This is a genomic window from Veillonella parvula (assembly GCF_040094895.1).
Lineage (GTDB): Bacteria > Bacillota > Negativicutes > Veillonellales > Veillonellaceae > Veillonella > Veillonella parvula_L.
In genome coordinates, this window is sequence record NZ_JBBNGV010000001.1 from 647,745 (window position 1) to 660,386 (window position 12,642).

Annotated in this window: 10 protein-coding genes; 2 read left to right on the forward strand and 8 right to left on the reverse strand. The window is 37.4% G+C overall.

Annotated elements, in window-relative coordinates; translation table 11 throughout:
- Positions 1-2: 2 nt before the first annotated feature.
- The 6 genes from nusA to polA all read right to left on the reverse strand — a co-directional run bounded on the left by nusA (position 3) and on the right by polA (position 6,466).
- Positions 3-1,079 carry a transcription termination factor NusA gene (gene nusA, locus AAAT26_RS03030; RefSeq protein ID WP_105086532.1) on the reverse strand — a complete coding sequence of 359 codons (1,077 nt, stop codon included), beginning with the start codon at positions 1,077-1,079 and terminating at the stop codon, positions 3-5.
- Between the two features lie 17 nt (positions 1,080-1,096).
- On the reverse strand, positions 1,097-1,555 hold the full coding sequence (gene rimP, locus AAAT26_RS03035) for a ribosome maturation factor RimP (protein WP_004693003.1): 459 nt from the start codon (positions 1,553-1,555) through the stop codon (positions 1,097-1,099).
- Positions 1,556-1,817: 262 nt separating this feature from the next.
- Positions 1,818-2,513 (reverse strand): hypothetical protein, encoded by a 696-nt coding sequence (locus AAAT26_RS03040; protein WP_287508958.1) that lies wholly within the window; start codon positions 2,511-2,513, stop codon positions 1,818-1,820.
- Positions 2,497-3,051: a lytic transglycosylase domain-containing protein gene (locus AAAT26_RS03045; protein WP_105086534.1), complete on the reverse strand. Its 555-nt coding sequence runs from the start codon at positions 3,049-3,051 to the stop codon at positions 2,497-2,499. Before AAAT26_RS03045 ends, AAAT26_RS03040 begins: the two co-directional genes overlap by 17 nt.
- Positions 3,052-3,212: 161 nt before the next feature.
- Complete coding sequence (coaE, locus tag AAAT26_RS03050) at positions 3,213-3,815, reverse strand: dephospho-CoA kinase (protein ID WP_287508959.1); 603 nt, start codon at positions 3,813-3,815, stop codon at positions 3,213-3,215.
- A 29-nt stretch (positions 3,816-3,844) separates the two neighbouring features.
- Positions 3,845-6,466: a DNA polymerase I gene (polA, locus tag AAAT26_RS03055; RefSeq protein ID WP_349208827.1), complete on the reverse strand. Its 2,622-nt coding sequence runs from the start codon at positions 6,464-6,466 to the stop codon at positions 3,845-3,847.
- A 267-nt stretch (positions 6,467-6,733) separates the two neighbouring features.
- Here polA and rpsT point away from each other — a divergent pair, with 267 nt between their 5' ends.
- Together rpsT and AAAT26_RS03065 are read left to right on the forward strand one after the other, a co-directional pair.
- Positions 6,734-6,994: a 30S ribosomal protein S20 gene (rpsT, locus tag AAAT26_RS03060; RefSeq protein ID WP_004692998.1), complete on the forward strand. Its 261-nt coding sequence runs from the start codon at positions 6,734-6,736 to the stop codon at positions 6,992-6,994.
- Positions 6,995-7,139: 145 nt separating this feature from the next.
- The gene (locus tag AAAT26_RS03065; RefSeq protein WP_287508961.1) at positions 7,140-9,344 is read left to right on the forward strand and encodes an RNA ligase; all 2,205 of its coding nucleotides are present in this window, start codon (positions 7,140-7,142) and stop codon (positions 9,342-9,344) included.
- Positions 9,345-9,459: 115 nt separating this feature from the next.
- Here AAAT26_RS03065 and ade read toward each other — a convergent pair whose 3' ends face one another.
- A complete protein-coding gene (ade, locus tag AAAT26_RS03070) occupies positions 9,460-11,133 on the reverse strand; it encodes an adenine deaminase (protein ID WP_349208828.1) in 1,674 nt (557 codons plus the stop codon).
- 13 nt (positions 11,134-11,146) lie between these two features.
- A complete protein-coding gene (locus AAAT26_RS03075; protein WP_349208829.1) occupies positions 11,147-12,460 on the reverse strand; it encodes an NCS2 family permease in 1,314 nt (437 codons plus the stop codon).
- Positions 12,461-12,642: the final 182 nt, after the last annotated feature.

Below are 12,642 nucleotides of genomic sequence, written 5' to 3' on the forward strand. Positions count from 1 at the left end.
GACTATTCACCATCCTCAGCATTGCCAAAACCTGTGAAAGGTTCTTCAGCAGCTTGAGTTTCGCTTTTAATATCAATTTTCCAGTTAGTCAACTTAGCAGCTAAACGAGCATTTTGACCAGCCTTACCAATAGCTAAAGATAATTGATAATCAGGTACTACTACATAAGAAGCTTTTTCTTCTTCGCTTACATCTACAGATACAACCTTCGCAGGACTCAGGGAGTTAGCAATATAAATTGCTGGATCTTCATCCCATTTAACAATGTCAATTTTTTCATCGTGTAATTCATCAACAATATGTTGTACACGTTGTCCTTTAGGACCTACGCAAGCACCTACAGGGTCAACATTTTCATCTCGACTATATACAGCGATTTTAGAACGCATCCCCGGCTCACGAGCTACAGACTTAAGCTCTACTACGCCTTCAAAGATTTCTGGAACCTCTAATTCAAATAGACGTTTTAATAGACCTGGATGTGTACGAGAAATCATAATTTGAGGGCCTTTCGTAGTTTTCTTAACCTCTACGATATAGCATTTAATACGATCCCCTTCACGGTATGTTTCAGTAGCAATTTGCTCTGTTGGAGGTAAAATTGCTTCTGTTTTACCAAGGTCGATAAACACATTTTTACCTTCGACACGTGTAATAACACCAGTGATGATATCACCTTCACGACTGTAGTATTCCTCATATACTACACTGCGCTCAGCCTCTTTTAAACGTTGAATAAGCATTTGTTTTGCAGTATGGGCAGCACTACGACCAAAGTTAGCAGGAGTTACATCGACTTCTACTACATCACCAATCTCAAAACGCTTATCTTTTTTGCGAGCATCTAACAAGCTAATTTCGGTTTCAGGCAATTCAACAGTTTCCACAACTTGTTTTTTTGCCATTACTTTATAAACACCTGTTTCGCGGTCAATCACAACGTACGCATCTGGATTAGATGTTGGTTCTTTGCGATATGCTTGCAGTAATGCAGCCTCTAAGGATTCAAAAATAACCTCAGGAGCAAAACCTTTTTGTTTTGTAAGCACCATTACCGCTTGAATTAATTCTTGACTCACTCGTATGCCTCCATATATTAAAAATCGAGATGTAATCGAATTTGTGCAATAGCAGAACGTTCAAATGTTATGCTTTCACCATTAATAGTAAAGTCGATAGATGTGTCCGTAAAACCTTGTAATGCACCAGTAAATTGTTTACTGCCATTAACAGGCTTAAACAACTGAATATCTACATCACGGCCATTATACCGAACTAAATCCTTATCTTTCTTTAGAACTCGATCAAGGCCAGGAGAAGATACCTCCAATAAATAATTTTCCGTAATTGGATCCTTTTCATCGAGGACAGCACTTAATTTTTCGCTCACCAACTGACAGTCATCCAAATCTACACCACCTGGTTTATCAAGGTAGACACGTAAATACCAATCCCGTTCACGTACATAGTCTACATCGACGAGTTCCATATCGGTGCCGGCTATAATACCTTCAACTACAGAGGATACAAACTCCTCCACTGCTTCTCTTTTCATAGCCATCGCCTCCTTACTTACTACATCTTGTATATATCTCTTGATTCTAAATACTCTAAAATTGAGCTAATCATAAATGAAAGAGTGGACATAAGCCCACTCTTTTAAAAGATTATATAAAAGTCATATATAGTATATCACATTTGCTGTGTATATACAAATTCTACGCTTTTGAATGGGCATTAAAGAAACCAATCCCACATAAGTCATTCTATAAAAACAAAAAATGACAAAAAATAGCATAGTTAAATCTATCCAAACTTTAATCAATGCGCTCATTCAAGCCTTTTAGTATAGCACCTAAATGCTCACGCAATAGCACTGCTAAATCATCTAGATTTTTTGCATCTAAATGATGGTCGATTTCTGGATAGCTTTTATAGCGAAGTTCCGCAAAGTATTCATCACGCAATTCATTATAATACAATAGTAAGCCTGTACACTCATCCATCTTGCGGTATTCGCCGATGATAAAAGACCCATTAATCATGCGAATCGCATGGGCTGGATCAATATCACGTACAAAGCCTTCTAACTCCTCAGGCATAACTTGTGAAAAGTCCCATGAAGGAATCCCTCGGCGGCGATATGTAAAAGTAAAATTATTAGAAGGTTCAATAAACATATTTGTAAGCCCTTTTACACATCGTTCTTGTAGCCCTGTCCAAAAAGACTCTGAATCGGCTCGCACAAAAGAAATGTCCACAAAGGAAAATAGTGGCATTTCTATATGTACTGTATAGTCCTCTACCTCTTTATCATATAAGGCAGACCAACGCCACCCCAATTCATTTTGATAGTGGAAAATAGGCACCTTTAATACGTCTTCACCAGCACTAATACGATTAGCTAATATTGTATAGTCACTTTCAGTAGATGTAACTAACGTAAAGCCGTCAACAGTTTGAGGTAACCAAGAATAGTCTAAGGCTTTACAAGCTTCAATAATTGTTTCCATATAATGCCTCATATCTTTCTTGATACTGTAAGACCGCCTTTACATAGCTACGGGTCTCAGGAAACGGAATCGTATCGACCATTCCATTCCAGTTATTGTCACGAAGCCACGATTCCACATGACCACGACCAGCATTGTAAGCAGCTAATGCTAACACCTGATCACCATTAAATTCCTTTAACAAGTGACCTAAATACCATGTACCTAGCTCAATATTTATAGTAGGCTCTTTAAGTTGACGATCTGTATAGTTACCATGCCCCACTTGCTGTGCCACCCATCGTGCCGTATCTGGCATGAGTTGCATCAATCCAAGAGCCCCCGTTTCAGACTCCGCTGTGTTTTTATACTTGCTTTCTGCTAAGATAACACTAGCTACCAAAGATGGAGGTACCTGCTCTTTCTCAGCTGCAGCTATAACTTCCTCTTTATAGTTAAAGGGATACGCGATTTGACGCGCCAAATGGTCATCTAGATATGTAAAATAAAACCATCCTAGTACAACACAAGATAATGCCGTTGCCGTTGCACGTTTCATATATCCCCCTTTCTATATAGAAACTATACATAGTCACCAAGATATAAAATATAACAAAATACTAGGTTAATATTATACGAAGTTTTATGGGCTTATTATACCATTTAATAGTAATTTTTATATACCAATTTTGACACATAAAATGACTATCATTGAGGTTCTTATAAAACTGATTCGATGCGCTCATCCCAAATGTTATCTAATTGTTCCCTTAAATTTAAAGGTGTACCATTATTGTCAATAATTACATCCGCGTAAGACCGTTTATCCTCAAGACACATTTGACTATTAATACGAGCCAATGCCTCCTCCTCTGTCAATCCATTGCGGCTCATTAAGCGCTCAATTTGAGTCGACTCATTCACATATACGAGCCACACCTCGTCCATCATGGTATACCATTCTCCCTCGATAAGTAAAGGGATATCATATAGTAAAACTGGTGTATGTAGCTCCTCATAATGAGCTGTAAGTTCCATAATTCGATTTTGAATATGATCCTTTAAACAACCATTCAATTGTTGGCGCTTTTTTGCATTGTGAAAGACAATAGCTCCTAATGCTTCTCGGTTTAATGTCCCATCATCGCGCAATACATCGGTTCCAAATACATCTACAACTGCTTCTAAACCCTTTGTACCAGGTTCAACAACTTCACGAGCTACAATATCAGCATCGATACATGGTATACCTTTATCCTTAAAATATGTAAGAACTGTACTTTTGCCCGACGCGATGCCACCAGTTAAGCCAATTTTAAACATATATACCTTCTATTAATTATAAATACATATTACTTTACTAATGCCCAGTTTTCTGCATGGTGTACGTCTACAATAAGAGGCACTTGTAACTCTACAACAGACTGCATTGTACTACGTAGTAACTCTTCTATAGCTTCTAATTCAGAGTTCACCACTTCAAGTACTAGTTCGTCATGCACTTGTAATAAGAGTCGAGACGTAAAGTTTTGTTCTTCTAACTTTTGCTCTACTTGGTTCATAGCTAACTTAATGATGTCTGCGGCGGTACCTTGAATTGGCGTATTCATTGCGGTCCGCTCAGCAAAGGAACGACGGTTAAAGTTACGACTATTAATATCAGGTAACTCGCGTTGACGACCAAACATAGTGCGAACTTTGCCGGTTTCATGAGCCTCTTGAACCATTCGATCCATATACTCTTTAACCTTAGGGTAACGGCTAAAATAAAGATCAATATAGTTTTTAGCTTCACCCCGTGTAATACCAAGGTCACGAGATAAACCAAAGTCAGAAATACCGTAGATAATACCGAAGTTAATAGCCTTCGCATGGGAACGTTCTTCGCTAATTACCTCATCTTGAGATTTACCAAGCACCTCTGCCGCCGTAAATCGGTGAATATCCTTACCTTCCACAAAGGCTTTAATCAATGCTTCGTCGCCAGACAAATGAGCTAAGATGCGCAACTCAATTTGAGAGTAATCGGCACTCACCAATGTATCATATCCAGTACCTGGATAGAATAAAGCGCGAATTTCACGGCCTTTTTCGGTGCGAACCGGAATATTTTGCAAGTTCGGATCAGATGAGCTCAAACGACCTGTAGCCGTAACCATTTGATTAAATGTTGTATGAATACGATGTGTCTTATCATTAATAAGAACTGCCAAACCTTCGCAATAGGTAGATACCAATTTAGCAACAGAACGGTATGCCAAGATTTTTTCAACAATCGGACTTTCATGACGAAGCATATCCAATACTTCCGCATCTGTAGAATAGCCAGTCTTAGTTTTCTTGATGATTGGCAAGTTCAACTTTTCAAACAAGATTACACCCAATTGTTTAGGTGAATTAATATTAAACGTTTCTCCGGCTAGTTCATAAATCTCTTCTTGTACTTGAGTTAGCTCCTCTTTAAAGCGAGCCGTTGTTTCCGCCAACTTCTCTGTATCGATATAGATACCATTTTTCTCCATCACAACTAAGGTATGAATCAAAGGTAACTCAATTGTCTCATATAAAGACCATAACTCTTCACGGCGCGCAGACTCACAAGCAACTTCATTCATAGCGAGTAATGCTTTCACCATGGACACGCATTCTACGTCTACACTACCGTTAGCAATGCTAGGTACAGAAAAGCGCTCAGTTAGGTATAAATAACCATAATTAGTACGCGTAGGATCTAATAAATACGCAATGAGCGACATATCGTGAACACGAGCAGTTTTATCAGCATTAAATAAAGAAATCTCAGCTGGCACATCTGCACCAAAGGCTTCAATAATCTCCTTGGTTTGAGTTGTAACGATGGCTTTGGCACCTTGTAATACAGCTAAAACAGCTTTAGTATCGTCTGTTTTTACAATAGTATCTCCATTAGATAGATAAGCATTCGTTACCGTTCTAAATGGAGTCTTACCATCTAATATGACATGCACTGCTACCGTTTTATCTTTATAGAAGTCGGCTGTTAATACTTTAGCATCTGCTAAATCATCTAAGGAAATCTCCTCTTGTGGTGCAAATAATGAGCCTGGATCTCCAAAAGCTGCTTCCTCGCCCCCCATTACTTGAACAATGCGAGGTGTTAATTTAGTGAAGCCTAAAGTTTCAAATAAAGGCTGTACTTCAGAAGTATGGAAGTTTTGTACAAAATCTTCTACTTTATAAGATAACTCCATATCTGTTTTTATTGTTGCTAATTCACGAGATAAGAAGGCTAACTCTTTATTCTCTACGAGACGCTCTTTTAATTTCTTACCAGAAATGTCTTCAATATGTTCGTATACAGATTCAAGATTGCCATATTCGGTAATTAATTTAAGCGCTGTTTTCTCACCTACGCCTGGTACACCTGGAATATTATCGGAAGAGTCACCCATAAGCGCCTTCATTTCGATAACCTTATCAGGACCATAACCATAAAGCTCCTCCATATTATCTAGAGTAACTTCTAACATATCAGAAATACCTTTTTTAGTTAAGAACACATGACTATGTTCTGTTACAAGCTGTAAATTATCGCGGTCACCTGTAATAATTTGGACAGCCATTTCAGGGGCTCCAAACTTTTTACTTAAAGATCCAAGAATATCATCCCCTTCAAAGCCTTCTTCTTCGATGACACAAATACCCAATGCTTTTAATACATCTTGAATTAAACTAAATTGTGGACGCAAATCCTCAGGTGCATCTGGACGATTTCCTTTGTATTCACTATACATTTCAGTACGGAATGTTTGACGACCTTTATCAAAAGCTACGGCAATATAGTCAGGATTAATTTCTTCATACAATTTAATGAGCATTGTCAAGAAACCATATACTGCATTGGTTGGTGTTCCCAAAGCGGATTTTAATGGTGGTAATGCAAAAAATGCACGGAATAACAAACTGCTGCCATCTATAATCATTAATTTTTTCATAATACACCTCACTTAATTCTATTCTTCATTATAACATAAGGACCCTTTTAACTTTCATAAATAAAAATTAATATATTGTTACACTAGAAAATGAGTAAGTAATTTGATTTTAAAAACCACATATATGCTTTCCTTAATAAACAGTAGAAAATGTTTTACAAATCATGTCATTAAGGAAAATATTGGGCTGAAAAGTCCTTGCGTATCAATATTTGGTATGATATAATCATTCAGGTATAAGAAACGATTTTTAAGGAGGTGACTCAATTGCCAAACATTAAATCCAGTATTAGAAGCGTAAAAACGGATGCTGAACGTCGTGCGAAAAACGCCGCTGTAAAATCTCAAATTCGTACAGCAGCTCGTAAAACCGTTGAAGCTGTTCAAGCAGGCGCAGTAGAAGAAGCAAAACAAGCACTTGTTCATGCTACTAGCGTAATTGATAAAGCAGCCTCCAAAGGTGTACTTCATAAAAACACTGCAGCTCGCAAAAAATCTAACCTTGCAGCCAAAGTAAACGCTTTATAATTTTAAAAGCAACCAAGACAGTCTCTCGGGTATCCGTTGAGACTGTTTTTTTATACCCTTTTCTTATTTAATTATAAAATAATTTTTTCTTTGTTATACAGTTATATTTTTTTAAGCCCTATGGGCAGATTAGAGGACTATTACTATGAGAACACTATTATTAATGCGCGGTGCTCCTGCTAGTGGTAAGTCTCAGTGGATTCGTGATAACAATCTTGAGGCTTACACCCTTGAAGCCGATCATTTCCGTATGATTTTACGTAGCCCTTCCCTTGGTGAGAATGGCTGGTATATTTCACAAGAGGATAATGGTCCAGCATGGAAGCTCCTACTAGATTGTTTAGAAAAACGAATGAGCAATGGCGACTTTGTCGTCTTAGATGCTACCCACACTACATCTAAAGCTGTTAATGCTTACAAAGAATTGCTTAACAAATATAAATATACTGTATATTACTATGAACCAGATACATCCTTAGAGGATTGCTTGGCCCGTAATGCGGCTCGCGTCGATTACAAACGAGTGCCAGAGCAAGTCATTCATCGTATGTACAAAATGATTAAAACAAGTACATTACCAAAGTTTTGTAAAAAAATTAACTCTATTGATGAAATCAACAATTACTTTACGGTTAATCTAACAAATAGATATGATCGAGTGCGTGTTATCGGTGATATTCACGGTTGCTACACCGCATTACAACAAGCTATTACACCGTGGGATGAAAAAACATTATACATCTTCTGCGGTGACTATTTAGAACGCGGTATTGAAAACAAAGAAATGATGTACGAAATGATGCGTCTCAGCGCATTCCCTAATACAATTATGTTAGAAGGCAATCACGAGCGACATATTGCAAACTTTGCATTTCATACAAATTTAGATCGTTCTAAACGCTTTATGAAAGATGTGGTAGCACCTATCGTAAAGGATATGACGAAAAAAGAAGTGGAATCACTTCAACGAGAACTGCGACTCTTTTATAAATCACTTCGTCAATGTTATCCTTTTAGCTTTCATAGCAAAAAATATTTAGTTTCCCATGGTGGTATCTCCTATGTGCCTAATATGACCTTCATAGCTACCTCAACCTTTATTAATGGGTTTGGCGCTTACGAAACAAATATCGCTAATATCTATGATACTAATTACGAGCAAAACATGTGTCAGGACTTCATTCAAATTCACGGTCATCGTGGTGTTCCAGATGGAAAGTACTCCTTCTGTTTGGAAGGAGAAGTTGAGTTTGGTGGAGAACTAAAATACATTGATATTACAGCTAATACTTTCACCAAAAATGGAATTAAAAACGATGTATATGATAAAGATTATATGCGCCATGAATTCCAAAATATGACACAACATGTCATCTTCACACAAAATGAAGATATTAATATTATTGGCAATTCAAAATTAGTAAAAGTAAAACAATGTTTCCCTAACCTATATTCCTTGAACTTTACCTCTCGTGTATTTCATAAACGATTATGGAATGAAAGTACAGTACAAGCTCGTGGATTATTTGTGGATCGAATTACAGGAGATGTGAAATTACGTAGTTATAATAAATTCTTTAATCTTGGTGAGCGCCCAGAAACAGAGTTAGATAATCTAGCTAATACTCTCTCCTTTCCAGTTGAAATTAGAACGAAAGAAAATGGTTATCTTGCCATTCTTGGCGTTATCAACGAAGAATTAGTATTTGCCTCTAAATCTACAACAGAGGGTATACATGTGGATTTATTTAAAAACCTCTTCCATAGATTACCTGAAGGCTTACAAGTAGAAATCAAAGATTTATTAGCACGTAATAACTGCTCTATGATATTTGAGGTCATCAGCCAAGAGGATACTCATATCATTAAATACGACCAAGACCATCTCTATGTACTCGATATGATTCAAAATACTCTAGACGTAAATGGTAAGCATATAGATGTCCCATTCTCTAGAGAAAAATTAGCTGAACTTTATACGATTTTACAAAAATATGACACTGACTTGATTTCCATTGTTAAAACAGTTCAACAAGTTTCTACCATGGATGAACTCCAAGGCATTATAAATAAGGAACTAAATTCATTCCATGAATCTGAAGGCTTTGTATTAGTCGATAGCAATGGTTTTATGACTAAATTCAAAGGTCCTTATTATAATACGTGGAAGCACAGACGAAATCGTATTCTAGAGCCATATCAAAAATTTGGTAAAATTCCATATGGAAACTGTAAAAATGAAGATGACACTAAATTTGCAGACTTCCTTGGTTCATTAGATTATGATGTAGTATGTAAATCTACCATACTTGATATTAAAGATATGATGGAAAATCAAGGCTTGCTATAATTAAATAAACTCATCCTGTTTCAAGGATAAAAGCAAAAGGGACTGCAACTAGAATGTGGTAAAACCACATTCTGTTACAGCCCCTTTTTATATTAGCTTTTCATTAAACTTAACACTAGAACTCCATCACACCTGTAGTAGTGATTCTAATTTCTGGAATTACAGTTAATGCAAGGAAACTCAAATTAATAAAAGGATCTAGGCCTTTCGGCACGCCCATACCGTAAGCAATATCTTTCATCTTAGCTACTTTTGCATCTACTTCTTCGTGAGGTCGATTTGTGATTAAGCCCATTACTTCAAGAGCTAGTTCCTCTACTACTTTGCCTTTACTAGCAATGACATATCCGCCGCCAATTTCGCGAATACGCTCAATAGCAACCATCATATCTGCATCGTTGTCGCCAACAACAATCAGATTATGTGAATCATGTGCAAAGGATGACGCAATAGCACCATTTTTTAAATTGAAGCCTTTCAAAATACCAATACCATTTCTACCAGATGCTTTATACCGCTCGATACAAGTAATTTTATTGTACTCAGCATTAGGCTTGAACAGTCCATTTTCAACAGGAACCTCTTCAACAGTTTTTTGTGTAACTATTTGCCCAGATACGATATTAATAATCGCTTGCGGACCCTCAACAAAAACATCTAATTTATTCTTTGTGAAAGTACCTATATTAATCGTATGCAGTAATTCAGCTGGTACAACCTTCTCTTCTCTTACGAGAACACGTTCAATCATTTTTCCTTTATAAAACACCTCGTGAATATCTACGCGTTGTTCATCATTAAGAATTACAAGATTAGCACTATAGCCGGGTGCAATAGCGCCTAAATGTTTCAAACCGTAGCATGATGCCGGATGAGTGGAGGCCATTTTATAAGCTTGGATTGGTGTCAGTCCCAGTTCAATAGAACGACGAATATTATAGCTGATATGGCCTTCTGAACGAATATCCTCAATATGTTTATCATCTGTACAGAAACCATAACGTTCCGTATTTCCTTGCTCTTCTACGAGCCCTTTCACAATGGAGTCTAGATTATGAGCCGCACTGCCCTCACGAATCCATACATAGATACCATTTTTAACTTGCTCTTTTGCTTCTTTGTAGGAAATACATTCATGATTTGTAGTAATGCCTGCCAAACGATAACTTGCTACTTGCTCTGGTGAAAGTCCAATAATATGTCCATCCATAATTGTATCTTTAAAGTAATCTAACTTTTTCATCATGTAAGGATCACTATTGATAACACTATAACAGTCCATGACTTCACCTAATCCTAAAATACGTGGATTAGCTTGTAGCTTATGTAACATATCGCCATCTAAAATAGCGCCATTATCTTCACCTGGTACAGCGGGCACACAGGATGGAGCCATAACATATACATCACCTTGAGCCGATGCAGTTTCATTGATCATGTACTCAACACCTGCAATACCCGCTACATTACCGGCTTCATGAGGGTCTACAATAAATCCTAACGTTCCCACTTGAGAGGCCTCAAATACGAGTTCTTTCGGATTTACCAAGGTTGATTCCAGATGGAGATGGCTGTCTATAAATCCGGGCACAATATATTTACCGCTGTAATCATATTCTGTTTCACCGCTATAGGTACCAACGCCTATAATCGTATCATCATGAATCGCAACATCCGCTTTTACCCATTCATCAGTAAATACATTTAAAACAGATGCCCCCTTTAATACGACAGTAGCCTTATCCAACCCCTGTGCCTGTCGAGAAATTTTTTCATTAAATTGTATCATATAAGGATCCTCCTTACATAAAGATTTCTTTCAAAATGAAAATAAGTGCCAAGAAATACATGACACCGGAAACATCTCGATATTTCCCAGTCAAAACCTTAATTAATACATAACTGATGAGACCCCATTCAATACCTACACCTATGGAATAAGCAAAAGGCATCATGATTATAGTTAAAAATGCTGGTAATCCTTCAGAAATATCACCGAAGTTTATATCTTTAACAGAGGCCATCATAAATAGACCTACTACGATAAGTACCGGAGCAGTAGCCGCTACAGGAATAACCATGAGTAACGGCGCTAAAAATAAGGATGCTATAAAGAGTCCTGCAATAGTTAAAGCGGTCAAGCCTGTACGGCCTCCCTCTGCGATACCTGCTGCCGATTCAACCGCTACGATATGAGGAGATGTACCTAGTGCACTACCAATGATAGTACCTAATGCAGATACTTTCATACAAGAGCTTTGTACGCCCAACTGTTTATCTTGAGGCACCTCAACTTGATTTGTAAGACCAATCAATACGCCAACTACATTAAATAAATTAACGAACAAGAACGTAAAGGCCACAAATACCATATCTACAGATAAAAGTTCGCTCATATCATAATGAAACCAAATCGGTGCCAACGATGGTGGCATAGAAAATATCGTCGACGGCAACTTTGTAATCCCACAGAAGAACCCAACAACCGCAGCAATGATAACGGCTAGAAATATTCCTCCTTTTACATTGCGTCCCGTAAAAACGGCGATTAATATGATTCCCAAAATGGATATCAAGCTAGATGGTGCCTGTAAGTCCCCAATGCTCACAATAGTAGCAGGATTGCTGACGATAAGCCCAGCACTACTAAGACCAATGAGAGCGATAAACAAGCCGATACCCGCTGTTACAGCCAATTTAATTGTATGAGGTATGGCATTAAACAGATATTCTTTTAACGGTGTAACTGCGATTAGTAAAAATGCTAAACCTGCGATTAATTGAGCCGTTAACGCAAAGGCAAAGCTATGTCCCATTTGGACCACAATAGTGTAAGCAAAAAATGCATTGATACCCATACCGGATAAGCCGGCGAATGGCATATTGCTATACAAAGCTAGCAATAATGTCATAATGATAGCACTAACAGCCGTTGCCGTGAATACGGCGCCTACATCCATACCGGCAGCGCCAAGAATAGCAGGATTTACAGCTAATACATAAGAAACGCAAAGAAATGTAGTGGCTCCCGCAAATAACTCTCTCGATACGGATGAGCCTCGTTCTGATATTTTGAATACTTTGTCCCATACACTACCTTGAACTTGTTCTCTCATAATAATTCCTCCTCTCGTACTTACAATCATGGGCGTATTCTCCTATACTTATATATTTCCACATATAAGTAAGAATTTCCTGTTCTTTATTAAAATCTACTCTATAAAAAAATACCGCAGTATGTATTTAACTCAATTAAAGTAAATATATACGGCGGTATTTCGCATATGTAATCATTTAT

Coding starts and splice junctions, on each gene's coding strand:
- rimP (WP_004693003.1), bottom strand. CDS start 1,555: ATGAAAAGAGAAGCAGTGGAGGAGTTTGTATCCTCTGTAGTTGAAGGT.
- AAAT26_RS03040 (WP_287508958.1), bottom strand. CDS start 2,513: ATGGAAACAATTATTGAAGCTTGTAAAGCCTTAGACTATTCTTGGTTA.
- AAAT26_RS03045 (WP_105086534.1), bottom strand. CDS start 3,051: ATGAAACGTGCAACGGCAACGGCATTATCTTGTGTTGTACTAGGATGG.
- coaE (WP_287508959.1), bottom strand. CDS start 3,815: ATGTTTAAAATTGGCTTAACTGGTGGCATCGCGTCGGGCAAAAGTACA.
- polA (WP_349208827.1), bottom strand. CDS start 6,466: ATGAAAAAATTAATGATTATAGATGGCAGCAGTTTGTTATTCCGTGCA.
- AAAT26_RS03065 (WP_287508961.1), top strand. CDS start 7,140: ATGAGAACACTATTATTAATGCGCGGTGCTCCTGCTAGTGGTAAGTCT.
- ade (WP_349208828.1), bottom strand. CDS start 11,133: ATGATACAATTTAATGAAAAAATTTCTCGACAGGCACAGGGGTTGGAT.
- AAAT26_RS03075 (WP_349208829.1), bottom strand. CDS start 12,460: ATGAGAGAACAAGTTCAAGGTAGTGTATGGGACAAAGTATTCAAAATA.